Here is a 25,580-nt window from a genome sequence, read left to right on the forward strand (position 1 = left end):
GATCAATTTCGAACAAACATTCAATTTCCCCGCGGTGGCCTGGCTTCGGAACGGCTATGCGGGATTGTCGTGCGGCGTGCTCCTGGATCGTGCCCGCTGCCAACGCCTGAGCAACCCGTCGGGCACCTCTTCCGCGGTGAGTGCGAAGACCAGGTGGTCGCGCCAGGCGCCGTCGATGTGGAGATAGCGCGGGCGCAGCCCCTCCTCGCGGAATCCGAGTTTCTCCACCACCCGGCGGCTGGGCGCGTTCTCGGGGCGAATGCAGACCTCGATGCGGTGCAGACCGACGGTTCGGAAACAGTGGTCCACGACGAGTGCCACCGCTGTCGGCATCACTCCGCGGCCGGCCACCGACTCGTCCACCCAGTAGCCGACATGGCCCGAGCACATCGAGCCCCAGGTGATTCCGGCGACCGTCAGCTGCCCGACCAGCCGGCCCTGGTACTCGATGACGAACGGGAGCATCCGGCCCGCGTTCGCCTCGGCCCGCAGATGCCGGACCATCTGACGGTAGGTCGGCCGGTGCGCTATGGGCCCGCTGGGCGTGGGCGGCGGAATCGTCGCCTCCCAGGGCCGCAGCCAGTCCCGGTTACGCCGGTTGACCTCGCGCCAGGCCCGCTGGTCGCGCAGCTTTATCGGCCTCAGGACGACATCGCCGTCCGTGAGTACGACAGGCCAGGATGGGCTGTTCAGCTCGCACCCCCACTACTGGCGACGGGTCTGGGGTGGTCGCCGCCGCGGATCTGGTCCACGGCGTGCACCAACAGGGGCTCCAGGACGGCCAGTCCGTCCTTCACCCCGCCGGTGGAACCCGGCAGATTGATGATCAGCGTCCGCTCGGCCACTCCGGCCAGGCCCCGGGAGAGCACCGCGGTCGGCACCTTCTCCCGTCCGAACGCCCTGATGGCCTCGGCGATGCCCGGCACCTCGCGGTCGATCACCCGGCGGGTCGCCTCGGGGGTGCGGTCGGTGGGCGAGATGCCGGTTCCGCCGGTGGTGACGATCACGTCGTACCCGGCGTCGACCCCGGCGCGCAGGGCGGCCTCCACGGGATCGCCGTCGGGCACGACCTGCGGGCCCTCGACGGTGAGGCCGAAGCCCTTGAGGCCGTCGGCGATCAGCGGGCCGCCCTTGTCCTGGTAGACCCCGGCGGCGGCCCGGTTGGAAGCCGTGACGACGAGAGCGCGATATGTCATGCCCGGCTCCAGTCGCCCGACTTGCCGCCCGTCTTCGCTTCCACCCTGACGTCCGTGATGACCGCTCCCTTGTCGACCGCCTTGATCATGTCGATCACGGTGAGCGCAGCGACGGAGACGGCGGTCAGGGCTTCCATCTCGACGCCCGTGCGGTCCGTGGTCTTCACCGTGGCCCAGATCTCCACGGCGTCGTCCGCGACTCTCAGGTCCAGTTTCACACCGGACACCGACAAGGGGTGGCACAGCGGGATCAGGTCCGGGGTGCGCTTGGCGCCCATGATGCCCGCGATCCGCGCGGTGGCCAGGGCGTCGCCCTTGGGCACGCCCTCGCCCCGCAACAACTCGACCACACGGGGCGAGACCAGGACCCGGCCGCTGGCGCGGGCGGTGCGCGCGGTCACGTCCTTCCCGGACACGTCGACCATGCGGGCCGCGCCCGCCTCGTCGATGTGGGTCAGTCGGTCCTGCACAGAGGGTCCGGGGGTCTCCCCCCGGGAAGGCACTGTCATGCTGTGTGGCGCTCCCGGTCCGGGCCCGGCGCGGTACGGCGCGTGAGCCTGTTGTGCGCGACACGGTACCGCCAAGTCGGACCGGTGAGCGGCGCGGGCCCTTCGGCTCAGCCGAGCAGGACGACCTCGACCTCGGTCCCGGGCTCCACGGACTCCACGTCCTCGGGTACGACGATCAGCGCGTCCGCGTGCGCCAGGGCGGCGACCAGGTGGGATCCGGCGCCACCGACCGGGATGACCGCACCGTCGGCGTACGTCCCGCGCAGGAACTGCCGGCGGCCCTTCGGCGAGGTCAGCGCCTTGCCGGTGGTGAGGGTCGCCCTGGTGGTCGGCCGGTGGACGTCGTCGAGGCCCATCAGGGTGCGGATCGCGGGGCGGACGAACAGCTCGAAGGAGACGTACGACGACACGGGGTTGCCGGGCAGGGCCAGCAGCGGTGTGTGGTCGGGGCCGATGGAGCCGAAGCCCTGGGGCTTGCCGGGCTGCATCGCGAGCTTGCGGAACTCGATGCCGCTGCCCGGCTCGTCCTCGTCGCCGACGTACGACAGCGCCTCTTTGACGACGTCGTACGCCCCGACGCTCACGCCGCCCGTGGTGACCAAGAGGTCGGCGCGGACGAGCTGGTCCTCGATGGTGGACCGGAGCGTTTCGGCGTCGTCGGCGACGGCGCCCACCCGGTAGGCGATGGCGCCGGCGTCGACGGCGGCCGCAGTGAGGGAGAAGCTGTTGGAGTCGTAGATCTGGCCGCTGCCGAGTTCCTCGCCGGGCTGGACGAGTTCGCTGCCGGTGGACATGACGACCACGCGCGGGCGCGGGCGTACGCGTACCGTGGCGCGGCCGATCGCGGCGAGCAGCGCGATCTGGGGCGGGCCGAGGACGGTGCCCGCCTCCAGGGCGCGGTCCCCCGCCTTCACGTCACTGCCCTTGGCACGCACGTGCGCGCGCGCCTCGGCCGGTCGGTACACGTGCACGTGCCCCTCGGCCCCGTCGGGGGACAGCGCGCGGGCCCGCATCCCGGTCACCGGGCCCTCGCCGAGGCCGCCGTCGGTCCACTCCACGGGGACGACGGTCTCGGCGCCGGGCGGCAGCGGGGCGCCGGTCATGATGCGGGCGGCCTGGCCGGGCCCCACGTGGAGCAGTTCGGCCTGGCCCGCCGCGACGTCCCCGACGACCTCCAGGACCGCCGGGAACTCCTCGCTCGCGCCCGCGACGTCCGCGACCCGCACCGCGTACCCGTCCATGGAGCTGTTGTCGAAGGGCGGCAGGGACACCGGCACCGTGACGTCCTCGACCAGGACGCAGCCCTGGGCGTCGAGGAGTTGCAGCTCGATGGGTTCGAGGGGGCGGACGGTCGCGAGGATGTCGTCCAGGTGCTCGTCCACCGACCACAGCTGGTCCTGGCCGGTGGCGCGGGGCGCGGCGCTGCTCAACGTTGCTACATCTCCTCGGCTACGTAACGGCGAAGCCAGGTCCGGAAGTCCGGGCCCAGGTCTTCACGTTCGCACGCGAGTCTGACAATGGCACGCAGGTAGTCGCCGCGGTCGCCGGTGTCATAGCGGCGGCCCTTGAAGACGACGCCGTGCACGGGGCCGCCGATCTTCTCGTCCTCGGCGAGCTGCTGGAGGGCGTCGGTGAGCTGGATCTCGCCGCCGCGGCCGGGCTCGGTCTTGCGGAGTATGTCGAAGATGTGCGGGTCGAGGACGTAGCGGCCGATGACCGCGTAGTTGGACGGGGCGTCCGCCGGGTCGGGCTTCTCGACCAGACCGCTCACCTTGACGACGTCGCTGTCCTCGGTCTCCTCCACGGCCGCGGAGCCGTAGAGGTGGATCTGCTCGGGCGCGACCTCCATGAGGGCGATGACGCTGCCGCCGCGCTGCTCCTGGACCTCGACCATCCGCTTGAGCAGCGGGTCGCGCGGGTCGATCAGGTCGTCGCCGAGGAGGACCGCGAAGGGCTCCTGTCCGACGTGCGGAGCGGCGCACAGCACGGCGTGACCGAGGCCCCTGGGGTCGCCCTGGCGGACGTAGTGCATGGTCGCGAGGTCGCTGGACTCCTGCACCTTCGCCAGCCGGTCGGCGTCGCCCTTCTTCTGAAGGGCCGATTCCAGCTCGTAGTTGCGGTCGAAGTGGTCCTCGAGGGGGCGCTTGTTGCGGCCCGTGATCATGAGGACGTCGTCGAGGCCGGCGGACACGGCCTCCTCGACCACGTACTGGATCGCCGGCTTGTCGACGACCGGCAGCATCTCCTTGGGAGTGGCCTTGGTGGCCGGCAGGAACCGGGTGCCAAGACCTGCTGCGGGAATGACAGCCTTGCTGATCCGAGGGTGCGACTGAGTCATGCCCGCAACCTTATCCGGTGCGTTTGCAGGGAATCTGAGGCTCCGGTTAATTAGCTCTCATATGAGCGTATTGGAAGGGTACGGGTGCAACCTTTGAGTCACGTCGGACGTCCGGCCGAGCCTGACAAACGTATGTTGCGGCAGGGGATCCTCGCGGTGAGGAACACGTTGACGGCCGATGACGTGCGGGAAGCCGCCGCCGCGCTGGCCGGGCGGGCGCTGGAGCTGCCCGAGTTGGCGCGGGCGCGCACGGTGGCGGCGTACGTCTCCGTGGGGAGCGAACCCGGGACGCTCGCGCTGCTGGACGCGCTGCGCGCGCGGGGCGTGCGGGTCCTGCTTCCGGTGCTTCTGCCCGACAACGACCTGGAATGGGGCGCGTACAGCGGCGAGGGGTCTCTCGCGCGCGTCCAACACGGCTCGAAGATGGCCCTCTTCGAGCCGGTCGGGGAGCGTCTGGGCCCGGACGCCGTGGCCTTGGCCGACGTCGTGCTGCTGCCGGGCCTGGCGGTCGACGCGCGCGGTATGCGCCTGGGGCGCGGCGGGGGATCCTACGACCGGGTGCTCGCCCGACTGGAGCGTGCGGGCATGCACCCCGCGCTGGTCGTGCTGCTGTACGACTCCGAGGTCGTCGAGCGGGTGCCCGCTCAGGCGCACGACCGGCCGGTGCAGGCGGTGGTCACGCCGTCGGGCATGCGCCGCTTCCGGCAAGGGTCCTGAAACGCCGAACGGCCCTTCACGCGCGCGTGGAGGGCCGTTCCGGCGGCAGGACGTCAGCGGGTCACGGCTTCAGTTGCAGCGTGTCGCTCGTGTCGTCGTCGACCGCTTTGGACGAGAAGGACCAGTCCAGCAGTTCGCCCTTGACCCACTTGCCCGTCTGGTCGACGTAGTGAGCGCTGTAAGCGTGCCCGGAGGCGCCGGTGAGGTTGATCCACTTCGACTTGTCGAGGTCGCCGAGGTTGACCACCATCCGCATCGACGGCACCCAGACGACGCCGTAGCCGCCGGCCGCGTTCCAGCCGGTCGCGTTGACCGCCGCCTCGCCGCCGCCGAGCTTCCAGGGGCCGCGGTTGAGCACGTACTGCAGGAAGCCGGGGCCGTCGGTGCCCAGGGTCTGGTTCTTCAGGAACAGGCGGTGCAGCCGGCCCCAGCTCCAGGTGTCGATGTCCTTGCCGAGCTTGGCGGTCAGCTCCCAGCGGGCGTCGATCATGGCGCGCTCGAACAGCTTGTCGCGGTTCTTGACGGCGCCGACGCGGTTGCCCGAGTCGGGCGTCGTCCACCAGTCGCTCTTCTCGTCGTCCATGAGGTTGCGGACGACCTCGAACCAGCGGTCGCCACCGTCCGGCTGTGCCTGGTCGGCGTCGCGCTGGCCGCACTCGCGCACCTTGCCGGTCTCGTCGACGGGCCCGGTGGAGTTGACCGGGTCGACCCACAGGCACTGTCCTTCGACCCGCAGCTCCTTGGGCAGCTTGTTGCCGAAGGCGAGCTTGAGGATGTTGCGCCAGACCGAGTTGAAGTAGGCGGCGGCCGCCGAGTCGGCGTCCTGGGTGTAGTCCCAGCCCTCGAGGAGCTCTTGGGCCTCGCGGACGTTGGGATCGTCGAGGTTGATCTTCAGCAGCTTGGGCACCAGCAGCTTGGCGATCTCGCTGCTGTTGTCCAGCTGCATCTGGCGCATGTCGTCGGTGGAGATCTTGCCGCCGCCCTTGATCTTCGACTCGATCAGGTCGGTGATGCGCTGGCTGCGGGTGCCGTAACCCCAGTCCGTGGTGAGCGTGTAGGGGTACTTGTCCTTGTCGATCACGGCCTGGTTGGCGGTGACGATGTAGCCGCGCTCGGGGTTGTACTCGTAGGGCAGTTGGTCCTGCTTGATGTAGCCGGTCCACTCGTACTTGGAGTCCCAGCCCGGCGCCGGGATGGATCCGTCGTCGCCCTTCGCGCGCGTGGGGATCCTCCCGGGCAGCGTGTAGCCGATGTTGTCCTCGGTGTCGGCGTAGACCAGGTTCTGCGAGGGCACGTCGAACAGGGCGGCGGCCTTACGGAAGCCGGTCCAGTCGGTCGCCTTGTCCATCGCGAAGACGGCGTCCATGGAGGTGCTCGGGTCCAGCGCGGTCCAGCGCAGCGCGATGCCGTAGCCGTCGCCGCGGTCGGGTGCGGAGGTGCCGACGGTGGCCTTCTTGCCGACCTTCACCAGCTCGTCGTCACGGTCGGACAGCAGGGGCCCGTTGTTCGTCTCCCGGACGACGATCTTCTTGGACTCGCCGCCGGCGACCTTGATGGTCTCCTCACGCGTGGTGAAGGGCTTCACCTTGCCGTCGTACAGGTAGCCGTCCCCGGAGAGCTTCTCCAGGTAGAGGTCGGTGACATCGACGCCGGAGTTGGTCATGCCCCAGGCGATGTCCTGGTTGTGGCCGATGACCACGCCGGGCATGCCCGCGAAGGTGTAGCCGGTGACGTCGTACTGGCACGTGCTGGAGACGGTGCGGCAGTGCAGGCCCATCTGGTACCAGACGGACGGCAGCGAGGCCGACAGGTGCGGGTCGTTGGCCAGCAGCGGCTTGCCGGTGATCGTGTACCGCCCGGAGACGACCCACGAGTTCGAGCCGATGCCGTTGCCGTTCACGCCGACGGCCGTCGGGACGTCGTCCAGGACGTTCTGCAGGCCCGTCAGCCGGCTCTGCAGGGCGGAACCGGCCGTGGACGACGAGGTGCCCGTCGCGGTGCCGCTGGTGGACGTCTCACTGCCGGATGTGCCGCCGCTGCCCTCGAAGGTCCCGGTGAGCTCGTCGTACTGGCCCTGCTGGACGATCGTCTGGTTCCGGCTGTACGGGTACTGCGGGTACAGGTCGGCGATCTGCTTGGGGCCGAGGCGGCTGGTCATCAGGGCGCGGTCGATCTCGTCCTGCATGTTGCCGCGCAGGTCCCAGGCCATGGCCTTCAGCCACGCGACCGAGTCGACCGGCGTCCACGCCTCGGGCTTGTAGTCGTTCTCGAAACCGAGGGCCGCGTACTCCAGGGAGATCTCCTTGCCGTCCTTGCCCTGGAGGTAGGCGTTGACCCCCTTGGCGTAGGCCTGGAGGTACTTCTTCGCGGAGGCCGACAGCGTCTTGTCGTACTCCTCCTTGGCGACCCGGTCCCAGCCCAGGGTGCGCAGGAACTCGTCGTTGTCGACCTGGCCCTTGCCGAACATCTCCGACAGGCGCCCGGAGGTCATGTGACGGCGCACGTCCATCTCGTAGAAGCGGTCCTGCGCCTGGACGTAGCCCTGCGCCATGAACAGGTCCGCGTCGGAGTCTGCGTAGATCTGCGGGATGCCGTAGCCGTCACGCTTCACGTCGACGGGCCCCGACAGGCCCTTCAGCGTGATCGAGCCCTCCATCTGCGGGAAGGAGGCACGGACGGTGCTGATGGACCAGTACGCCCCGTAGGCGACGCCTCCGATGATGGCCAGCACGAGGACGAGGACGAACAGGCGGGCTTTGCGCCCCTTTTTCCTGCCGGACTTGCCGGGCTGCTGACCCGAAGAGGCGGTGGTGTTGGGGGGCATCGCTGTCCTTGCTGTCCTAACGCGAGCGGCAGGGCGGGCTGTGCTTTTGACTGAGCGCTGGAGCAACCATAGGCGCAGGGCTCGGGGCCACTTGACTCGGAGTCGGGAACCAGAACGGACGGACGTTCGATCACCCCGTCGGGGATCGTCAAGAAATCGTCAAGAGTTAGGTAAGGTAACGAAGTACTTGGATGCGGAGGACCGCCACTTCGTGTCCTATGTACGTGAGCTCCCGCGCGCGTGAAGCGTGTGAGCCAGGGAAGGGAACGGCCGCTGACTGTCCACCATCTCAACCAACTCCTGCTCGTCTGCTCGCTCGTCCTGCTCGTCGCTGTGGCAGCGGTCCGGATCTCCTCGCGCAGCGGGCTCCCCAGCCTGCTCGTCTACCTGGGGATCGGCATCGCCATGGGCCAGGACGGCATCGGCGACATCCACTTCAACAACGCCGAACTCACCCAGGTCATCGGATACGCGGCCCTCGTCGTGATCCTGGCCGAAGGTGGCCTCGGCACGAAGTGGAAGGAGATCGAGCCGGCCCTGCCGGCCGCCTCGGCGCTGGCCCTGGCCGGAGTCGCGGTGAGCGTGGGGATCACGGCGACGGCCGCGCACTACCTGATCGACCTGGAGTGGCGCCAGGCGCTCATCGTCGGGGCGGTGGTGTCCTCCACGGACGCCGCGGCGGTCTTCTCGGTACTGCGGAAGATCCCCCTCCCCGCGCGCGTGACGGGCACGCTGGAGGCCGAGTCCGGCTTCAACGACGCCCCCGTGGTCATCCTGGTGGTCTCCTTCTCCACGGCCGGCCCGGTCGAGCACTGGTACGTGCTGCTCGGGGTGATAGCCCTGGAGCTGGCCATCGGCGCCGCCCTCGGCATCGCGGTGGGCTGGCTGGGCGCCTGGGGCCTCAGGCACGTCGCCCTGCCCGCCTCCGGTCTCTACCCGATCGCCGTCATGGCGATCGCCGTCATGGCGTACGCGGCGGGCGCGCTGGCGCACGGCAGCGGCTTCCTCGCGGTCTACCTCGCCTCGATGGTCCTCGGCAACGCGAAGCTGCCGCACTGGCCCGCCACCCGCGGCTTCGCCGACGGGCTCGGCTGGATCGCCCAGATCGGCATGTTCGTCCTGCTCGGCCTGCTGGTCACCCCGCACGAGCTGGGCGACGACATCCTGCCCGCACTCGTCATCGGGCTGGTCCTGACCATGGTGGCGCGTCCACTGAGCGTGGTGCTGTGCCTGACGCCGTTCCGGGTGCCCTGGCAGGAGCAGACGCTCATGTCCTGGGCCGGGCTGCGCGGCGCGGTGCCCATCATCCTGGCGACCATCCCGATGGTGGAGGGCGTCGAGGCCAGCCGCCGGATCTTCAACCTCGTCTTCGTCCTGGTCGTCGTCTACACCCTCGTCCAGGGGCCGACCCTGCCGTGGCTCGCCCGCAAGCTGAGCCTGGGCGGGGACGCGGAGGCCGCCGACCTCGGCATCGAGTCGGCCCCCCTGGAGCGGCTGCGCGGACACCTGCTGTCCGTCGCGATCCCCAAGGGGTCGAGGATGCACGGCGTCGAGGTCAACGAGCTGCGGCTGCCTGCCGGGGCCGCGGTCACCCTGGTCGTACGCGACGGACAATCGTTCGTTCCGCTGCCGACGACAGTGCTGCGATGGGGCGACGAACTCCTCGTGGTCGCCACGGATCCGGTCCGGGACGCCGCCGAGCGACGACTGCGCGCGGTGGGACGCGGCGGCAAGCTGGCCGGATGGCTGGGCACGAACGGCGCCGACACATCCCATTAAGGGCATGTTTCGTACGGTTCACACTCCCACCAATCACAGGTGAACACGTCAATGGTGCTCGTTTTCACAGGCCCACCCGCCTTGATCCCTGTACGATGAAGGCGCATTCCGATCGAACCAACTCTGCCTGACGCAGTGCTGGCGCGACCGTATGGCGGCCGGGACGCCCCCGCAGTGGGCGCCGGCATCTACCGCAGTCGGCGCAAGAGGACAGCTCTCGGTGCCGCCCCAAAATACGGGGGCCGCGCTACCAGGCGGCAGAAAGGCACGGGCCGTGGCATCCACGGTCACCTCCCGTCCCGGCTACGGGCAACTGCTGCGCACGCGCGGCGCCTGGACGTTCCTGCTCCCCGGCTTCGCCGCACGCCAGCCGTTCGGGATGCTCACCGTCTCCATCGTGCTGCTCGTGCAGCACACCAGCGGCTCGTACGGCGCGGCCGGCGCCGCCGCGGCCGTCACCGGCGTCTCCATGGCGCTGTTCGCTCCCTACACCGGCCGCCTCGCCGACCGCTACGGGCAGCGCGCCGTACTGATCCCGGGCGTACTCGTGCACTCGCTGTCGGGCCTGGCCCTGACCGCGCTCGCACTGGCGCACGCGCCCCTGTGGGCGTTGCTCGCGGCCGCCGTGCCCACGGGCGCCTCGCAGCCCCAGATCGGCCCCATGGTGCGCGCCCGCTGGGGCGTGAAGCTCCAGGACTCGCCCCTGATGTCCACCGCGGCCGCGTTCGAGTCCGTCACCGACGAGCTCACCTTCGTCGTCGGCCCGCTGCTGGCCACCGCCCTGTGCACGGCCGTCGACCCGGCCGCGGGCCTGGTGACGGAGGCGTCGCTCACCCTGATCGGCGGTCTGCTGTTCGCGGCGCAGAAGAGCACGCAGCCGCCGGTCGCCGTGGAGGGGCACGCGCGCGTGGAGCACGGTTCCGCTCTTCGCATCCCGGGGGTGCGCGTTCTGATCGTGGCCTTCCTCGGCATCGGTTCCGTCTTCGGCGGTATGCAGGTCTCGCTGGCCGCGTTCTCCGACTCGATCGGCGAGCCGGGCCTGAACGGCGTCCTGTACGGCACCTTCGCCGCGGGCAACATGCTCTCCGGCCTCGTGTGCGGCGCCGTCGCCTGGAAGGTCTCCCCGCAGCGGCGCCTGGTCGTCGGGTACGCCGCCCTCGCGCTGACCGCGTCCGGCCTGTGGGCCGCCCACTCGGTGCTGGTCCTGGCCGGCCTCGGTCTGCTCGTCGGGATGTGCATCGCGCCCGCCCTGATCACCGGCTACACCCTGGTCGAGGGCCTGGTCCCGGCCGGCGCCCGTACAGAGGCCTTCACCTGGCTCACCGGCGCGGTCGCACTCGGGCAGGCGGCGGCCGTCACGGTCGCCGGACAGCTGGAGGACGGCTTCCGGGAGGGAGCCGGATTCCTGGTGCCGATGGGCGGCACGCTGCTCGCCCTGGCGACCGTGCTGGCGCTGCGCTCACGCCTTTCGGTACGGCCGCACAGCCGCACCGTCGCACGTGGCGTCGGTCACCGCGTGCCGGTGGCAGTGGACTGATCCTCGGGAATACGTCACTATGAACCATCGTTAGCACTCATTGAGTGAGAGTGCCAGGAGGAAGACAGTGCCCACCTACCAGTACCAGTGCACCGAGTGCGGCGAGGGCCTCGAGGCGGTGCAGAAGTTCACCGACGACGCCCTTACCGAGTGCCCCAACTGCAGTGGACGCCTGAAGAAGGTGTTCTCCGCGGTCGGCATTGTCTTCAAGGGATCCGGCTTCTACCGCAACGACAGCCGCGGATCCTCGAAGAGCACCTCGCCGGCGTCAGCGAAGTCGTCGACGTCCTCGGACTCGAAGACCGGCTCGTCCGCCTCGACCTCTTCGTCGTCCTCGGACTCGAAGCCGTCGAGTTCGGGCACCTCGTCCAGCAGCAGCTCGGCCGCGTAGCCGCACCCTCGCTCACGAAACCCCGCCGTCGTACGACGGTGGGGTTCTCGTTGTGTCGTTGTGTCGTTGTGTCGTTGTTTCTGGACGAGGGTCCCAGGCCGTTCTCGGACCTGGGCTCCGGGCGCTGTTTCCGAGCCCGGGCTCCGGTCCCGGACAGCGCCGGTTAGTGTGCTGGTCATGGCGAACGCAGAGATCGGCGTAATCGGCGGCTCCGGCTTCTACTCGTTCCTCGACGACGTGACCGAGATCCAGGTGGACACCCCCTACGGGCCGCCCAGCGACTCCCTCTTCCTCGGCGAGGTCGCCGGCCGGCGAGTCGCCTTCCTGCCCCGGCACGGCCGCGGCCACCATCTGCCGCCGCACCGGATCAACTACCGCGCCAACCTGTGGGCACTCAGGTCCGTCGGCGTGCGCCAGGTCCTCGGCCCGTGTGCGGTGGGCGGTCTGCGCCCCGAGTACGGGCCGGGCACGCTGCTGGTGCCGGAGCAACTGGTCGACCGTACGAAGTCCCGGGCGGGCACGTACTTCGACGGTCTGCCGCTGCCGGACGGCACCGTGCCCAACGTGGTGCACGTGTCCCTGGCCGACCCCTACTGCCCGGCCGGGCGGGCGGCCGCACTGAAGGCGGCCCGTGGACAGGACTGGGAGCCGGTGGACAGCGGCACCCTGGTCGTCATCGAGGGGCCGCGCTTCTCGACCCGCGCCGAATCCTTGTGGCATCAGGCACAGGGCTGGTCGGTGGTGGGCATGACCGGCCATCCCGAAGCCTCTCTCGCCCGTGAACTCGAGCTCTGCTACACATCCTTGACCCTGGTCACGGACCTCGACGCCGGCGCCGAGACCGGTGAGGGCGTCTCCCACGACGAGGTGCTGCGGGTCTTCGCGGCGAACGTGGACCGCTTGCGGGGGGTTCTGTTCGACGCGGTGGCCGCGCTGCCGTCGGCCGAGGAGCGGGACTGCCTGTGCACGAACGCGCTGGGCGGGATGGATCCGGGGTTCGCGCTGCCGTAACTGATCGGCGGCGCCGGCTGTGTATAGGGGATAGGGGCGGCGGCGTCGTAGCGGAGCGGACTGCGGGTGTGCCGTCGTAGAGGTGGCTGCGGCTGTGTCGCAGAGGGGCGGAACTTCCCGTTCGGGTGAGGGAGTTGTCCACAACCCGCCGGTAGCCCACCGGCCTCGGCGGGGACCGGCGCGAAGCCCCATCGTGGCATGGCAAGCCGATCCCTCGTCGCAGGTGGTGGTTCCCATGCCCTACGCCCCTTCTCCCTCCTCCCCTTCCTCCTCTCCCGTCCCCCCGCATCCGCTCGGCACGGATGCTCCCCCCACGTGCGAGGTGCCGCACTTCGCCCCCGTGCGGGTCCGCGGCGGGCGCTATCAGCTGCAGCGGCTCGTACGGCAGCGGAGGCGGGCCGTGGCGGTCGGCCTCGCCGTCACCGCGGCCGCGCTCGTGGCGGCGGGCCCGCGCGACGCGGAGCAGACCCGTGGGCATCCACCGGCGGATCCCGTACGGGAACGCCGCGCCGTCCAGACCGTGACGGCGCCGGTGCGGATCGCCGACGGGGCCACGGTCCGGCTGCTGCGGCCCGGCGACCGGGTGGACGTCATCGCCGCCGAGGAGACGGCGACCGGCGGCGACGCGCGCGTGGTCGCACGCGGGGCGCGGGTGACGAAGGTGCCGGAGCCGCTGGACGGCGCGACCGAGAGCGGGGCGCTGGTCGTGCTCTCGGTGCCGCGCTCCACCGCGGCGAACCTCGCCGGCGCGAGCGCTACGGCCCGGCTGGCGGTGACGCTGTGCTGAGCCGCGCGATTCCAGCCCCGGGCACAATCCCGTCAAGTCCCTCGTTGCCGCCACCCGGTTGGACAGGGTCGCCTCGCGCTGACGTAGGTTGCGGAGCTGTTTGTTCCACAACCTGTGCATGCGAGGAGAGTCGCCTACGTGAGCGAGAAGAAGCCGAGCGTCTGGGAGGGCTTCAAGGCCTTCCTGATGCGCGGGAACGTTGTCGATCTGGCAGTGGCGGTCGTCATCGGCGCCGCTTTCACCAACATCGTCAACTCGGTGGTGAAGGGGCTCATCAACCCGCTGGTCGGAGCGATCGGCACCAAGAACCTCGACAGCTACAGCTCCTGCCTGAGCGACAACTGCCAGGGCGACGTGGGTATCCGGCTCCTGTGGGGCTCGGTCCTCGGGGCGACGCTCACCTTCGTGATCACCGCGACCGTCGTCTACTTCCTGATGGTCCTGCCCATGTCGAAGTACCTGGCGCGGCAGGAGGCCCGCAGGAAGGCGAAGGAGGGCGCGCACGAGGTCATCGAGGTGACCGAGCTGGAGGTGCTCAAGGAGATCCGCGACGCGCTGGTCGCCCAGCAGCGGCAGCGCGGCTCGGGTCACGACGAGCCGTAGCGGCAGTGGGGCGGGTGGGCTGCGGCCCGCCCGGCTCACAGGTGGTGGGGCGGCTTCTCGTCGAGGAAGCGCTTCAGGTCGGCCGCGCTGTCGGTGCCGGGTCGCTCGCCCCACCCGCGGTCCGTGTCGTCCGAGGACTGCTGGTCCAACGGGTCGTCGAAGATCAGCGCGGGCTTCGGCTCACGCGGCTCGGGCTTCGGCTCACGCGGCTCGGGTTTCGGCTCACGGGGCTCGGGCTCGGGGGCGGTGGTCATGCGTCCAGGGTACGGGCCCGGAACTTCGCGCCCTCACCGGGTTGTGAATCCGTTCACAAGAGATGGGGCGGGCTGGGAGTCCGGCGGGAGCAGACAGGCGGCTCCGGCGGCCTGAGAGTCACGGGCGGGACCGGACCCGCCGGGGCGGCCTGGCCAAGACCCCGCATGCCCCCCGAGACCGACGCCCGGACGACGAGACTGGCCCCATGACAGTTCACGACGCTTTGACGGACGTTGCCGGAGTGCGCGTGGGGCACGCCACGCGCAGCGGTGACGGTTGGCTCACCGGCACCACGGTCGTCCTCGCCCCGGAGGGCGGCGCAGTGGCCGCCGTGGATGTGCGGGGCGGCGGGCCCGGCACCAAGGAGACCGATGCCCTCGATCCGCGCAACGTGGTGCAGAAGGTCGACGCGATCGTGCTGACCGGCGGCAGCGCGTACGGGCTCGACGCGGCGTCCGGGGTGATGGCCTGGCTGGAGGAGCACGGGCGCGGGGTGCGAGTGGGACCGGATCCGGCGCACGTCGTTCCGGTGGTGCCCGCCGCCTGTGTCTTCGACCTGGGGCGCGGCGGCGACTTCCGGGCCAGGCCGGACGCGGCCACCGGCCGGGCGGCCGTCGAGGCGGCCGCGGCGAGCGAGCCCGGCGCCCGGGTCCGGGAGGGATGCGTGGGCGCGGGTGCGGGCGCCGTGGCCGGGCTGATGAAGGGCGGTGTGGGCACCGCGAGCATCGTCCTCGACTCGGGGATCACGGTGGCCGCACTGGTGGTGGCCAACGCGGCGGGATCGGTCGAGGATCCGGAAACGGGGGTGCTGTACGGGGAGTTGTTCCAGGGACGTGTGAGGTACCCGGAGGCGAGCGTCCACGAGGCCGCGCGCCGGCGCCTCGCCGAGGCCGCGGCGAAGCACGCGCCTCCCCCGCTCAACACCACGCTCGCGGTGGTCGCCACCGACGCGGACCTGTCGAAGGCGCAGGCGCAGAAGGTGGCCGGCACGGCCCACGACGGCATTGCGCGCGCTGTACGGCCGGTGCACCTGCTCCACGACGGCGACACGGTGTTCGCGCTGGCGACCGGAGCCCGCCCGCTCGACACCGAGCGCCCCCTCCCGCTGAACGAGATCCTCGCGGCGGGCGCGGACCTCGTGACCCGCGCGATCGTCCGCGCCGTACGCGCGGCCGAGTCGGTGGACGGGCCGGGCGGGGCGTGGCCGTCGTACGAGGAGTTGTACGGGGGCCGCTGACGCGTGTGTGTCCCGGTTCTGTCACGTGATGGCGTTCAGGGCGGTCTGTGGGAACCCGGCCGTCGACCGGTCCCCTCTTTCTCCACGCACGGGAGCGGATCGCACACACCACCTGAACTTGGAGTAGACAGTGACAACGCCGGACAAAGCAGCGCGGCGCGTACTCGGGGCCTGTGCCGCCCTGATGGTCGGCGCCCTCACCCTCACCGCGTGCGGTGGCAGCACCGATTCCGACAACGGCGACGCCAAGAGCGGCGGGGACTCCGCCAAGTCCTCGGCGGCGAAGATAGCCATCTCGGCCGAGAACGGCTCGACCGGCGCGTCGATCAACACCACCGGGGTGAAGGTCAGCGACGGGAAGCTGACGGACGTGAAGATGACGGTGGCGGGCGCGGGCGCCGCCGTACCGGGGGCGATATCCGCCGACGGCGGCAGTTGGAAACCGAAGGAGCAGCTGGAGCGGGGGACGAAGTACGAGATAACGGCGGCCGCGAAGGACGCCAACGGGCGGGCCACGGCCGCCAAGTCGGTCTTCACCACGGTCAGTTCGGCGAACAGTTTCATCGGGACGTACACCCCGGACGACGGGACGACGGTGGGTGTCGGGATGCCGGTGTCGTTCAATTTCGACAAGGCGATCAGCGACAAGAAGGCCGTGCAGTCGCACATCACGGTGTCGTCGAACGACGGGCAGAAGGTGGTCGGGCACTGGTTCGGGGCGCAGCGGCTCGACTTCCGGCCCGAGGAGTACTGGAAGGCCGGCTCCAAGGTCACGATGAAGATCGACCTGGACGGGGTCGAGGGCGCGAACGGCGTCTACGGCGTGCAGAAGAAGACGGTCGCGTTCACGATCGGGCGCTCGCAGGTCTCCACGGTCGACGTGAACACGCAGACCATGACGGTCACGCGGGACGGCAGGACTCTCAGGTCGGTGCCGATCTCGGCGGGCAGCGCGGAGTTCACCACGTACAACGGGCAGATGGTGATCTCCGAGAAGTTCACGAAGCTGCGGATGGACAGCAGGACGGTCGGCCTCGACAACGCGTACAACATCCCGGACGTCCCGCACGCGATGCGCCTGACCAGCTCGGGGACCTTCATCCACGGCAACTACTGGTACAACAAGGGCAACCCGCCCTTCGGCCGCCAGGGCACCAGCCACGGCTGTGTCGGTCTCCAGGACGTGCAGGGCGCCGGGGGCGACACGAGCGCCAAGTGGTTCTACGACAACTCGATCGCCGGAGACGTCGTGATCGTCAAGAACTCCCCGGACAAGACGGTGTCGCCGGACAACGGGTTGAACGGTTGGAACATGGCGTGGAACGAGTGGGTTGCGGGCAGCGCCGCGTGAGCGCGGGCCGGCCTCCGAAGAGGTCTCTGACCGGGGGTTTTTGACGGATCATCGGACCGCGTGGGAACTTTCCCCGCGGCCCGCCCGTTTTCCGGGCGTACGTTTTCTCGGTTCCCGGACATGATGTCCGACCGAGGGGCTACGGTATGCACCCACAAGGTGACATGCAGCAACGCCGGGAGAAACCTTGAGCGTTCCGTACGAGACGGCAGCGTACGAACAACCCGAGTCGCCCGAGTCTCCGGAGGAGCATCTCGCGCGGCTCCTGGGCCGTGCCCTGAACTCCTTCGAGCTGCCCGACGAGACGATACAGCGACTGGACTGCGCACTGGCGCACGACAGTTCGCTGCACTCCGCGCACCACAGCGCCGGGCTGCACCGCGAGACGTATCGGCACACATGGCTGCTGGCCGACGGCTCGGCGCTCACGCTGTGGGAGCTCGTCCACAACACCGCGCCGGGCAGCGCCCCGCAGCACGAGGTGTACGGGGACGAGGAGGAGCTGCGCGCGGCCACCGCGCGCCTGCCGCTGCCGGCGGACGCTCCGGACTTCGAACTGCCGGTGATGGTGCAGCTGGCCCCGGTCCCCGCACCGCGGCACGCCTACCTGCCGGACGACTCGGCGGACCACGCGCGCCGGGTGCTGCGCCGGGCGGAGAACACGGACCGGCCGGACGCTGCGACGGCCGCGCTGCTGACCACGGCGTTCGCCCACCAGATCACGCAGGCCTTCGGGCGCCCCAGCCGCATCGGCCGCGCCGGTCTGTCCTTCTCGCTCTACGAGCACGCGTTCCTGCTGCGTGACGGCGCGGAGGTCTCCCTCTGGGAGGTCGAGCACACGGCGACGCCGGACGGGCGGCACATGTGCGAGGTGTACGTGAGCGAGGACGTGGCCAGGGACGCGATGGAGCGGCGGGCGGCGCAGGTCTCCTAGCGGGGTCTGCCTGGTGCGTCAGCCGGGTCAGCGGCCGGGGTTGAGCCGTCGTACCAGTCCCGCGAACTCGTCCTGCTCCGCCGGGGTCAGCTCGACGGACTCCCGCTGCGGGCCGATCTGCCGCTGGTGCGGCAGCGCGGGCAGGCCCTGAGCGCGCCACAGGGCGGCTTCGACACGGCCACGGCGCAGCATGAAGACCAGGCCGGCCACCCATGCGACGGCCACCAGGACGAGGAAGGCCATACCAAGCAGCTGGTAGACCGAGACGTGCTCAGGCATGCGTTCCAGTAGACACCACGGTCCGGGACCGAGGTCCCGGACCGTGACGTATCTCGCATGTGCCGTGAACAACTCACAGCGTCCCAAAGGCCATGCGCCGCACATCAAAAGCCATGCAGCGCATCCCGAGGGTTAGGCGGCGACCGGCTGCTTCCGCTCCGCCGCCGGTGCGGCCGAGCCGCTGTCCGCCGCCTCGGCGGCCACGGCTTCCGGTGCCTTGCGCATGCTCTTCAGCACGACGACCAGCGCCGTCGTGACACCCACGCCCGCCGCGATGGCGATCAGGTAGAGGAAGGCGTGGCCGATCAGCGGGACCACGAAGACGCCGCCGTGCGGGGCCCGGAGCGTGGCACCGAAGGCCATCGACAGGGCGCCGGTGACCGCGCCACCCGCCATCGAGGCCGGGATGACGCGCAGCGGGTCCGCCGCGGCGAACGGGATCGCGCCCTCCGAGATGAAGGAGGCGCCCAGGACCCAGGCCGCCTTGCCGTTCTCGCGCTCGGTGGAGGTGAAGAGCCTCTTGCGGATGGTGGTCGCGAGCGCCATGCCCAGCGGCGGCACCATGCCCGCGGCCATGACGGCGGCCATGACCTTCATCGCGGAGTCGCTGGGGTTCTGGGCGGCGATACCGGCCGTGGCGAAGGCGTACGCGACCTTGTTGACGGGGCCGCCGAGGTCGAAGCACATCATCAGGCCGAGCAGGACACCGAGCAGGACGGCGTTGGTGCCGGAGAGGCCGGAGAGCCAGTCCGTCATGCCCTTCTGGGCCTCGGCGATGGGCTTGCCGACCACGACGAACATCAGGAAGCCGACGACGATGGAGGAGATCAGCGGGATCACCACCACCGGCATGATGCCGCGCAGCACCGGCGGGATCTTGATGCGCTGGATCGAGAGGACGACCCCGCCCGCCAGCAGACCGGCGACCAGACCGCCGAGGAAGCCCGCGGCGATGTTGGAGGCGATCATTCCGCCGACGAAGCCGGGGACGAGACCGGGGCGGTCGGCCATGCCGTAGGCGATGTATCCGGCGAGGACCGGGATGAGGAAGCCGAAGGCGACCCCGCCGATCTGGAAGAGCAGGGCGGCCCAGCTGTCGACCTGGGTCCAGGAGAAGTGCTCCATGACCGAGGGCGCCTTGTTGATCTCCCAGCCGCCGATCGCGAAGCCGAGAGCGATCAGCAGACCGCCCGCGGCGACGAACGGGACCATGTAACTGACGCCGGTCATCAGCCACTTGCGGAGCTTGGTGCCATAGTTGTCGCCGGCCTCACCGGCCCGCTCGATGGGCGTACCGCCCTTGGCGCCGGCGGTGACCTCGCCGCGCTCGGCCTTGCCGCGCACGTCGGCGATGAGTTCGGCCGGCTTGTTGATACCGGCCTTCACGCCGACGTCGACGGTCGGCTTGCCGGCGAAGCGGTCCTTCTCGCGTACGGGCACGTCGTGGGCGAAGATCACGCCGTCCGCCGCCGCGATCACCGCCGGGTCGAGCCGGGTGAAGCCGGCCGAACCCTGCGTCTCGACGACGAGTTCGACGCCCGCCTCGCGGCCCGCGTTCTCCAGCGACTCGGCCGCCATGTAGGTGTGGGCGATGCCGGTGGGGCAGGAGGTGACGGCGACGATACGGAACGGGCGTTCTTCGGAAGCGCCGGCGTCGTCGGCGTCGTCGGTACCCGTGGCGGCGCCGGCGGAGGCCGCCGTCGGCGCCGCCACGGAGTCTTCGGAGGTGGCCTCGGCCGCCTCGGGCTCGTCCCCGCCGATGAGCGCCGCCGCGGCCGCCGCGTCGCCGACCGAGCGCAGTGCGTCGGTGAACTCGGCGTTCATCAGCTGCCGGGCCAGGGAGGACAGGATCGTCAGATGGGCGTCGTCGGCGCCGGCGGGCGCGGCGATCAGGAAGATCAGGTCGGCGGGGCCATCGGCTGCGCCGAAGTCGACGCCGGCGGCGCTGCGCCCGAAGGCGAGCGTCGGCTCGGTGACGTGCTCGCTGCGGCAGTGCGGGATGCCGATGCCGCCGTCGAGGCCGGTCGGCATCTGGGCCTCGCGGGCGGCCACGTCGGTGAGGAAGCCCTCCAGGTCGGTCACCCGGCCCAGGGCGACCATGCGCTCGGCGAGGGCACGCGCCGCCGCTTCCTTGCTGTCGGCGGACAGGTCGAGATCGACCAGGTCCGCGGTGATCATCTCGCTCATCGCGGGCTCCTTCGCACGCGTATCGCCCGGGGGGTGTGGTGGGCGGGGGCGGGGACGGGGGTGCAGTGGGGGTTCGTGGGGGTGGTGGAGGAGGCGGGACCGGGGAAGCCCCGCCCCCTCCGGGCGGCGGGCCGGCTCAGGTGGCCCTGCCTCCCATCGGCCGCGACGGGTAACGGGGCACCTCGCCGCTTCTTGGCCGGTCCAATGGGGACACCGGAGGACACGAAGCAGGTGCGGACTCCGGAGGAAGCGAAGTGGGTGCGGACGTCGGCGGACGCGAAGTTGGTGCCGGCTCCGGAGCACACGTAGTAGGCGCGGACATCGGCGGACACGAAGTACGTCATGACACCGGCTCCTTCAGTACGCGATCGATCGGCACCTCGGCCGTGACCGTCACCGCCGCCGGGTCCAGGTCGGACGGTGTCGGCATCACGCTGCCGGGCAGCTGGACGGCTGCCGCGCCGTGCGCGACCGCCGAGGCCAGCGCCTGCGGCCCGCTGCCGCCGGCGATCAGGAAACCGGCGAGGGAGGAGTCGCCGGCCCCGACATTGCTGCGTACGGCGTCGACGCGCGCGCCGGCGAACCAGGCACCCGCGTCGTCCACGAGCAGCTGGCCGTCGGCGCCCAGGCTCGCGAGGACGGCGCGCGCGCCCATCGCACGAAGCTCCTCGGCCGCCTTCACGGCGTCGCCCACCGTGGACAGGGGGCGCCCGACGGCTTCCGCGAGTTCCTCGGCGTTGGGCTTCACCACGTCGGGCCGCTCGCGCAGCGCGGCGAGCAGCGCGGGCCCGGAGGTGTCCAGCGCGATGCGCGCACCGGCGGCGTGCGCCCGCGCGACCAGCTCGGCGTACCACTCCGGCGCGAGTCCCCGCGGCAGGCTTCCGCAGCAGGCGATCCAGTCCGCGTCGCGCGACTGCACGCGCACCGTCTCCAGAAGGAGTTCCTGCTCCTCCACCGACAGTTCGGGACCCGGAGCGTTGATCTTCGTGAGCACGCCGTCCGACTCCGCGAGCGCGATGTTCGAGCGGGTGGCTCCGGCGATCGGTACCGGCGCGACCTCGATGCCCTGCGCGTCGAGCAAGGCGGCGACGAGTGCGCCGGGCGCACCACCCAGGGGCAGCACCGCGACCGTGCGCTGTCCGGCGGCCGAGACGGCGCGCGAGACGTTCACGCCCTTGCCGCCGGGGTCCATGCGCTCGCCGGTGGCGCGGATGACCTCGCCACGGTCGAGCGAAGGGACCTCGTAGGTGCGGTCCAGGGACGGGTTCGGGGTGACGGTGAGGATCATGCGCGCACTACTTCCGTGCCGCCGCGCTCGATCGCGGCGGCGTCTTCGGGGCTCAGCCCGCTGTCGGTGATCAGCAGGTCCACGTCGCTCAGGGCGCCGAAGCGGGCGAAGTGCTCCTGGCCGTGCTTGGCGGAGTCGGCGAGCAGCACCACGCGGCGGGCCGCGGCGATCGCCGCGCGCTTCACCGCGGCCTCGGCGAGGTCGGGAGTGGTCAGGCCGTGCTCGGCGGAGAAGCCGTTGGCCGCCACGAACAGGACATCGGCCCGGATCTCGCCGTACGCCCGCAGCGCCCAGGCGTCCACAGCGGCGCGCGTACGGTGCCGTACGCGCCCCCCGACGAGGTGGAGCTGGATGCCGGGGTGGTCCGCGAGGCGGGCGGCGATCGGCAGGGAGTGCGTGACGACGGTGAGCGCCGCCTCCAGGGGGATCGCGCCGGCCAGCCGCGCCACCGTCGTACCGGCGTCGAGGATCATCGTGCCCTCGGTCGGCACCTCCACGACCGCCGCCTTGGCGATGTGGTCCTTCTCGTCGGCCGCCGTCGTCTCGCGCTCGGCGAGGTCCGGCTCGAAGTCGAGGCGCCCGGCCGGGATGGCCCCGCCGTGCACGCGGCGCAGCAGGCCGGCGCGGTCGAGGGCCTTCAGGTCGCGGCGGATCGTCTCCGCCGTGACCTGGAACTCCTCGGCCAGCGACACCACGTCCACGCGGCCGCCGTCACGGGCGAGCCGGAGGATCTCCTGCTGCCGCTCCGGTGCGTACATGCCCGTTCGCCTCCGACTGTGCCCGAACTTGTGGTTTCGCTGGGAGGCTACGCCTGGATTTCCGGAAAGTAAACAGGTTCGGACGTGATCCGGGCATGAACGGACTTCCGTTCATGCCCGGACGCAGTACAAGGCCCGGCACCTCCCCAGGTGCCGGGCCCCTCCTCCGCCGCTCAGAACGCTCAGGACACGAGCTCGGGCTCCTTCTCCGCCCCCACCGGAAGCTCCGCCCCTTCCGCATGCTGCGCCGGCCGCTTCGGCAGCGCGGACATCAGCAGGAAGATCACGCCCATCACCGCGGCCACCCACCACAGGGCGTGCTGGAAACCGCCCACGAAGGCCGGGCCCACCTGGGCCGGTCGCAGGTCGTCGCCGATCACGCCGAAGAAGACCACCGAGACCAGGCCGAGCCCCAGCGCGTTGCCCATCTGCTGCACGGTGTTGATGAGCCCAGACGCCGAACCCGCGTACTCGCGCGGCACCTCCGACAGCACCGCCTCCGTCAGCGGGGCGACGATCAAGCCCATGCCGGCGCCCATCACGACCAGCGGCAGCGCCATCTGCCAGGACGCGATCGCCATGCCGTACCGCTCCGACTCCCAGATGTAGAGCAGGACACCCGCCCCCATCACCAGCGCGCCCGCCTGGAGCACCTTGCGGCCGAAGCGCGGGACCAGCTGCTGCACGGACAGACCGGCCGCCGTCGACACGGCGATCGAGAACGGGACACCGGTCAGCCCGGCCCGCAGCGGGGTCCACCCCAGGCCCAACTGCATGTACAGCGTCCACACCAGGAAGAAGATGCCCAGCGCGATCCCGAAGACGGTCTGCACGGCGATACCGGCGGCGAAGCTCTTGACGCGGAACAGGGACAGCTCGATCAGCGGGGAGCCGTCACGCGCGGTCTTGCGCCGCTCGTACGCCACCAGCGCGCCGAGCACCACGAGCGAGCCGCCCATCGACACGTATCCCCACAGCGGCCAGCCCAGCTCCTCGCCGCGGGTGAGCGGGAAGATCAGCATCAGCAGGCCCAGGGTCACCAGCGCGACGCCCACCAGGTCCAGCTTCAGCGCCTTCGGCGCCTTTGACTCGGTGATGAAGCGGCTGCCCAGGATCAGGCCCACGATGCCGACCGGCAGGTTGATCAGGAAGATGGGCCGCCACTCCAGCCCGAACAGGTTCCACTCGGTCAGCAGCGCACCCAGCAGCGGACCGGAGACCGCGCCCAGGCCGACGATCGCGCCGAAGAGCCCGAAGACCTTGCCCCGCTCGTGCGCCGGGAAGGTGGCGTGCACGATCGACAGGACCTGCGGCACCATCAGCGCCGCCATGCCGCCCTGCAGGATGCGGGAGGCGACCAGCATCTCCGGGCCCGCGGCGAATCCGCACAGCGCGGAGGCGAGAGTGAAGCCGCCGATGCCGATCAGGAACAGCCGCTTGCGGCCGTGGATGTCGCCGAGCCGTCCGCCGGTGATCAGGCCGGCGGCGAAGGCCAGCGCGTACCCGGCGGTGATCCACTGGATCTGGCTGAAGGAGGCGCCCGCGTCCTGCTGGATCGACGGGATGGCGATGTTGACGATCGTGACGTCGACAAGGTCCATGAAGGCCGCGGTCATCACGATGGCGAGGGCGAACCAGCGGCGCCGGTCGCTCGCCGCGATAAGGGTGGGCTCGGTGGAGGTCATGTCCCACAAGCTATGACCGCACTAGGTCAGATCATGTCCTAGTTCTGCGGCATCCTCGAACTCATGACGACGGACACTCCGGCCCGGCTCCTCCAGCTCCTTTCCCTCCTCCAGACGCCCCGCGAATGGCCCGGCGGCGAGCTCTCCGACCGACTCGGGGTGTCCCGCCGTACGGTCCGGCGGGACATCGACCGGCTGCGGGAACTCGGCTATCCCGTACAGGCGACCAAGGGCGCCGACGGCGGCTACCGGCTCGTCGCGGGCAAAGCCATGCCACCGCTCGTGCTCGACGACGAAGAGGCGGTGGCGATCGCGGTCGGCCTGCGGGCCGGCGCCGGGCACGCGGTCGAGGGCGTGGAGGAGGCGTCCGTACGGGCGCTGGCCAAACTGGAACAGGTGCTGCCGTCCCGGCTGCGCCACCGCGTCTCCATCCTCCAGGCCGCCACCACTCCCCTGACCAGCGGCGACGGGGCCGGCATCGCGCCCGAGACACTGACCGTGATGGCCTCCACCGTGGCCGGGCGGGAGCGGCTGCGGTTCGCCTATCGCGCGAAGGACGGGGCCGACTCGCGACGTGTGGTCGAGCCGTACCGCCTGGTGTCCACGGAGCGGCGTTGGTACCTCGTCGCCTACGACCTCGACCGCGCCGACTGGCGCACCTTCCGCGTCGACCGGGTGAGCGCCCCCTTCGCGACCGGGGCCCGGTTCACCCCGCGCGAGCTGCCCACGGGGAACGCGGCCGAGTACCTGCGGCGATCGATCCACGGGCAGCAGGAGACGTACGACTTCACCGTGACGTTCGACGCCCCCGCCGAGGTCGTCGCGGCGCGGGCACCGGCATGGCTCGGGGCGCCCGAGCCGCTGGGCGAGGGGCGTTGCCGGCTGCGGGGTTCGGCCGGCTCCGTGGAGTGGCTGGCCGTGCGGCTGGCGATGCTGGGGGTCGACTTCACCGCGCAGGAGCCGGAGGAACTGGTGCGATGTGTACGGGAGTTGGGTGCGCGCATGGTGCGTGCGGGGTCGGACCCGGACTCACCGCGATGACCTCCGGATGACCCCCCGGGCGGGCCTACGGCACACCGGGTTCCGGGCGTTCAGTCATCGCCCCGCCCTCATCTCGACCGACCTTCCCTCACGTCAGCCCCTCACCCCGCCCTCATCTCGGCCACCTTCCCTCACGGACACCCGCACATCAGCCCCGGCGCCCCTCCCACGGAAACTCCCCCAACGCCCCGAGATTGCGCAGCGCCAGCCCCGTCGGCCCCTCGGGTCCGCCGGACGGGGCGTCACCCTTCCCCCACGCCTCAACGGCCGTACGTACGGCGGCACTTGCCACGGCCGCGGCGAAGCGCAGGTCGGGGGACACGGCGAGATGACCGGCAACGTTGTCGTCGGCCGCTGTGAGCCGTTCCGCCAGTACCTCCACCAGCGTGCGCTCCCCCGCCTGGCACACCTCCGCCCACACCTTCCCCAGCCCCGGGCTCGTCTCCGCGAGCCGGATCAGGACGCGGACCCACTCCCAGGACGCCGCCGACACTCCGGTGCCCGGTGTCAACGTGTGCCGGACCGCGTGTTCCAGGGCCTGCGGTACGGAGAGGTCGGCGGGTGCCTCGCGTACCGCCTCCGCCCAGAGCTGGGCGCCCGCCGCGTAGAGCGGGGCGACGGACTCCTCCTTGGTCGCGAAGTAGCGGTAGAAGGTGCGCGGGGCGATGCCGGCGGCCTGGGCGATGTCCTCGGCACGGGTGGCCCGAAGGCCGTGCTTCACGAAGAGTCCGGCAGCCGCTCGGGCAATCTCCATACGGGTCGCGGCCTTGCGTCGTTCGGTGAGGGAGACGGCTGTCGCCGTCGGCGGCGAGGGGTGGGTGGGACTGCTCACGTTCGGCAGGCTATGCCCATGTGGCAGAATCTGCCATCCGG

General features: G+C 70.8%; 25 protein-coding genes. 11 read left to right on the top strand and 14 right to left on the bottom strand.

The genetic code is table 11. The features are described 5' to 3' along the window. Positions 1-54: 54 nt before the first annotated feature. From ACFYO2_RS45125 to galU, 5 genes are all read right to left on the bottom strand, one after another. Positions 55-693: a GNAT family N-acetyltransferase gene (locus ACFYO2_RS45125; protein ID WP_388362175.1), complete on the bottom strand. Its 639-nt coding sequence runs from the start codon at positions 691-693 to the stop codon at positions 55-57. Then, the gene (locus ACFYO2_RS45130) at positions 690-1,196 is read right to left on the bottom strand and encodes a molybdenum cofactor biosynthesis protein B (protein WP_388362101.1); all 507 of its coding nucleotides are present in this window, start codon (positions 1,194-1,196) and stop codon (positions 690-692) included. Before ACFYO2_RS45130 ends, ACFYO2_RS45125 begins: the two co-directional genes overlap by 4 nt. Further along, the gene (gene moaC / locus ACFYO2_RS45135) at positions 1,193-1,705 is read right to left on the bottom strand and encodes a cyclic pyranopterin monophosphate synthase MoaC (RefSeq protein ID WP_388362104.1); all 513 of its coding nucleotides are present in this window, start codon (positions 1,703-1,705) and stop codon (positions 1,193-1,195) included. The genes ACFYO2_RS45130 and moaC overlap by 4 nt, the downstream gene beginning before the upstream one ends. 107 nt (positions 1,706-1,812) lie before the next feature. Further along, positions 1,813-3,135, bottom strand: a complete 1,323-nt coding sequence (gene glp, locus ACFYO2_RS45140) for a gephyrin-like molybdotransferase Glp (RefSeq protein ID WP_388362107.1) — start codon at positions 3,133-3,135, stop codon at positions 1,813-1,815. 5 nt (positions 3,136-3,140) lie between these two features. Continuing rightward, on the bottom strand, positions 3,141-4,043 hold the full coding sequence (galU, locus tag ACFYO2_RS45145; RefSeq protein ID WP_388362110.1) for a UTP--glucose-1-phosphate uridylyltransferase GalU: 903 nt from the start codon (positions 4,041-4,043) through the stop codon (positions 3,141-3,143). A 132-nt stretch (positions 4,044-4,175) separates the two neighbouring features. On the opposite strand from galU, the gene ACFYO2_RS45150 reads away from it, so the two are divergent. Further along, positions 4,176-4,760 carry a 5-formyltetrahydrofolate cyclo-ligase gene (locus ACFYO2_RS45150; protein ID WP_388362116.1) on the top strand — a complete coding sequence of 195 codons (585 nt, stop codon included), beginning with the start codon at positions 4,176-4,178 and terminating at the stop codon, positions 4,758-4,760. Between the two features lie 61 nt (positions 4,761-4,821). Here the strand turns inward: ACFYO2_RS45150 and ACFYO2_RS45155 are convergent, their stop codons facing one another. Continuing rightward, positions 4,822-7,584 (bottom strand): penicillin acylase family protein, encoded by a 2,763-nt coding sequence (locus ACFYO2_RS45155; protein ID WP_388362119.1) that lies wholly within the window; start codon positions 7,582-7,584, stop codon positions 4,822-4,824. A 240-nt stretch (positions 7,585-7,824) separates the two neighbouring features. Between ACFYO2_RS45155 and ACFYO2_RS45160 the strand changes: the two genes are divergently transcribed. From ACFYO2_RS45160 to mscL, 6 genes are all read left to right on the top strand, one after another. Continuing rightward, positions 7,825-9,363 (top strand): potassium/proton antiporter, encoded by a 1,539-nt coding sequence (locus ACFYO2_RS45160; RefSeq protein ID WP_388362122.1) that lies wholly within the window; start codon positions 7,825-7,827, stop codon positions 9,361-9,363. A 274-nt stretch (positions 9,364-9,637) separates the two neighbouring features. Beyond that, the gene (locus ACFYO2_RS45165; RefSeq protein WP_388362125.1) at positions 9,638-10,900 is read left to right on the top strand and encodes an MFS transporter; all 1,263 of its coding nucleotides are present in this window, start codon (positions 9,638-9,640) and stop codon (positions 10,898-10,900) included. Between the two features lie 67 nt (positions 10,901-10,967). Then, positions 10,968-11,291 (top strand): FmdB family zinc ribbon protein, encoded by a 324-nt coding sequence (locus ACFYO2_RS45170; protein ID WP_388362128.1) that lies wholly within the window; start codon positions 10,968-10,970, stop codon positions 11,289-11,291. 177 nt (positions 11,292-11,468) lie between these two features. Beyond that, positions 11,469-12,302, top strand: a complete 834-nt coding sequence (locus ACFYO2_RS45175) for an S-methyl-5'-thioadenosine phosphorylase (RefSeq protein ID WP_388362131.1) — start codon at positions 11,469-11,471, stop codon at positions 12,300-12,302. A 235-nt stretch (positions 12,303-12,537) separates the two neighbouring features. After that, positions 12,538-13,089, top strand: coding sequence for a hypothetical protein (locus ACFYO2_RS45180; protein WP_388362134.1), 552 nt, complete (start codon positions 12,538-12,540; stop codon positions 13,087-13,089). Between the two features lie 138 nt (positions 13,090-13,227). Next, positions 13,228-13,692: a large conductance mechanosensitive channel protein MscL gene (mscL, locus tag ACFYO2_RS45185; RefSeq protein WP_388362138.1), complete on the top strand. Its 465-nt coding sequence runs from the start codon at positions 13,228-13,230 to the stop codon at positions 13,690-13,692. 35 nt (positions 13,693-13,727) lie between these two features. Here mscL and ACFYO2_RS45190 read toward each other — a convergent pair whose 3' ends face one another. Further along, positions 13,728-13,946, bottom strand: a complete 219-nt coding sequence (locus ACFYO2_RS45190) for a hypothetical protein (RefSeq protein WP_388362141.1) — start codon at positions 13,944-13,946, stop codon at positions 13,728-13,730. Positions 13,947-14,152: 206 nt separating this feature from the next. Here ACFYO2_RS45190 and ACFYO2_RS45195 point away from each other — a divergent pair, with 206 nt between their 5' ends. From ACFYO2_RS45195 to ACFYO2_RS45205, 3 genes are all read left to right on the top strand, one after another. Further along, positions 14,153-15,184: a P1 family peptidase gene (locus ACFYO2_RS45195; RefSeq protein ID WP_388362144.1), complete on the top strand. Its 1,032-nt coding sequence runs from the start codon at positions 14,153-14,155 to the stop codon at positions 15,182-15,184. Between the two features lie 130 nt (positions 15,185-15,314). After that, positions 15,315-16,535 carry an Ig-like domain-containing protein gene (locus ACFYO2_RS45200; protein ID WP_388362147.1) on the top strand — a complete coding sequence of 407 codons (1,221 nt, stop codon included), beginning with the start codon at positions 15,315-15,317 and terminating at the stop codon, positions 16,533-16,535. A 187-nt stretch (positions 16,536-16,722) separates the two neighbouring features. Further along, positions 16,723-17,469: a DUF6227 family protein gene (locus ACFYO2_RS45205; RefSeq protein WP_388362150.1), complete on the top strand. Its 747-nt coding sequence runs from the start codon at positions 16,723-16,725 to the stop codon at positions 17,467-17,469. A 27-nt stretch (positions 17,470-17,496) separates the two neighbouring features. On the opposite strand, the gene ACFYO2_RS45210 is transcribed toward ACFYO2_RS45205, so the two are convergent. The 6 genes from ACFYO2_RS45210 to ACFYO2_RS45235 form a co-directional block, all read right to left on the bottom strand. Further along, positions 17,497-17,748 (bottom strand): hypothetical protein, encoded by a 252-nt coding sequence (locus ACFYO2_RS45210; protein ID WP_388362152.1) that lies wholly within the window; start codon positions 17,746-17,748, stop codon positions 17,497-17,499. A gap of 132 nt (positions 17,749-17,880) precedes the next feature. Then, on the bottom strand, positions 17,881-19,935 hold the full coding sequence (locus ACFYO2_RS45215) for a fructose-specific PTS transporter subunit EIIC (protein ID WP_388362154.1): 2,055 nt from the start codon (positions 19,933-19,935) through the stop codon (positions 17,881-17,883). Then, positions 19,932-20,279, bottom strand: a complete 348-nt coding sequence (locus ACFYO2_RS45220) for a hypothetical protein (RefSeq protein WP_388362156.1) — start codon at positions 20,277-20,279, stop codon at positions 19,932-19,934. Before ACFYO2_RS45220 ends, ACFYO2_RS45215 begins: the two co-directional genes overlap by 4 nt. After that, the gene (pfkB, locus tag ACFYO2_RS45225; protein WP_388362158.1) at positions 20,276-21,223 is read right to left on the bottom strand and encodes a 1-phosphofructokinase; all 948 of its coding nucleotides are present in this window, start codon (positions 21,221-21,223) and stop codon (positions 20,276-20,278) included. The genes ACFYO2_RS45220 and pfkB overlap by 4 nt, the downstream gene beginning before the upstream one ends. Further along, positions 21,220-21,981, bottom strand: coding sequence for a DeoR/GlpR family DNA-binding transcription regulator (locus tag ACFYO2_RS45230; protein WP_388362159.1), 762 nt, complete (start codon positions 21,979-21,981; stop codon positions 21,220-21,222). Before ACFYO2_RS45230 ends, pfkB begins: the two co-directional genes overlap by 4 nt. 182 nt (positions 21,982-22,163) lie before the next feature. Beyond that, entirely contained in the window at positions 22,164-23,666 is a 1,503-nt protein-coding gene (locus tag ACFYO2_RS45235; protein WP_388362162.1) for an MFS transporter, read from the bottom strand. 63 nt (positions 23,667-23,729) lie between these two features. On the opposite strand from ACFYO2_RS45235, the gene ACFYO2_RS45240 reads away from it, so the two are divergent. Continuing rightward, complete coding sequence (locus ACFYO2_RS45240; protein ID WP_388362165.1) at positions 23,730-24,707, top strand: helix-turn-helix transcriptional regulator; 978 nt, start codon at positions 23,730-23,732, stop codon at positions 24,705-24,707. 148 nt (positions 24,708-24,855) lie between these two features. On the opposite strand, the gene ACFYO2_RS45245 is transcribed toward ACFYO2_RS45240, so the two are convergent. Then, positions 24,856-25,539 carry a TetR/AcrR family transcriptional regulator gene (locus ACFYO2_RS45245; RefSeq protein WP_388362167.1) on the bottom strand — a complete coding sequence of 228 codons (684 nt, stop codon included), beginning with the start codon at positions 25,537-25,539 and terminating at the stop codon, positions 24,856-24,858. Positions 25,540-25,580: the final 41 nt, after the last annotated feature.

The organism is Streptomyces sp. NPDC006602, assembly GCF_042870385.1.
In the GTDB taxonomy this organism is placed as follows: Bacteria; Actinomycetota; Actinomycetes; order Streptomycetales; family Streptomycetaceae; genus Streptomyces.

Coding starts and splice junctions, on each gene's coding strand:
- ACFYO2_RS45195 (WP_388362144.1), top strand. CDS start 14,153: ATGACAGTTCACGACGCTTTGACGGACGTTGCCGGAGTGCGCGTGGGG.
- ACFYO2_RS45150 (WP_388362116.1), top strand. CDS start 4,176: ATGTTGCGGCAGGGGATCCTCGCGGTGAGGAACACGTTGACGGCCGAT.
- ACFYO2_RS45190 (WP_388362141.1), bottom strand. CDS start 13,946: ATGACCACCGCCCCCGAGCCCGAGCCCCGTGAGCCGAAACCCGAGCCG.
- ACFYO2_RS45240 (WP_388362165.1), top strand. CDS start 23,730: ATGACGACGGACACTCCGGCCCGGCTCCTCCAGCTCCTTTCCCTCCTC.
- ACFYO2_RS45220 (WP_388362156.1), bottom strand. CDS start 20,279: ATGACGTACTTCGTGTCCGCCGATGTCCGCGCCTACTACGTGTGCTCC.
- moaC (WP_388362104.1), bottom strand. CDS start 1,705: ATGACAGTGCCTTCCCGGGGGGAGACCCCCGGACCCTCTGTGCAGGAC.
- ACFYO2_RS45235 (WP_388362162.1), bottom strand. CDS start 23,666: ATGACCTCCACCGAGCCCACCCTTATCGCGGCGAGCGACCGGCGCCGC.
- ACFYO2_RS45230 (WP_388362159.1), bottom strand. CDS start 21,981: ATGTACGCACCGGAGCGGCAGCAGGAGATCCTCCGGCTCGCCCGTGAC.
- ACFYO2_RS45180 (WP_388362134.1), top strand. CDS start 12,538: ATGCCCTACGCCCCTTCTCCCTCCTCCCCTTCCTCCTCTCCCGTCCCC.
- ACFYO2_RS45210 (WP_388362152.1), bottom strand. CDS start 17,748: ATGCCTGAGCACGTCTCGGTCTACCAGCTGCTTGGTATGGCCTTCCTC.
- ACFYO2_RS45130 (WP_388362101.1), bottom strand. CDS start 1,196: ATGACATATCGCGCTCTCGTCGTCACGGCTTCCAACCGGGCCGCCGCC.
- galU (WP_388362110.1), bottom strand. CDS start 4,043: ATGACTCAGTCGCACCCTCGGATCAGCAAGGCTGTCATTCCCGCAGCA.
- ACFYO2_RS45175 (WP_388362131.1), top strand. CDS start 11,469: ATGGCGAACGCAGAGATCGGCGTAATCGGCGGCTCCGGCTTCTACTCG.
- pfkB (WP_388362158.1), bottom strand. CDS start 21,223: ATGATCCTCACCGTCACCCCGAACCCGTCCCTGGACCGCACCTACGAG.
- ACFYO2_RS45155 (WP_388362119.1), bottom strand. CDS start 7,584: ATGCCCCCCAACACCACCGCCTCTTCGGGTCAGCAGCCCGGCAAGTCC.
- ACFYO2_RS45215 (WP_388362154.1), bottom strand. CDS start 19,935: ATGAGCGAGATGATCACCGCGGACCTGGTCGATCTCGACCTGTCCGCC.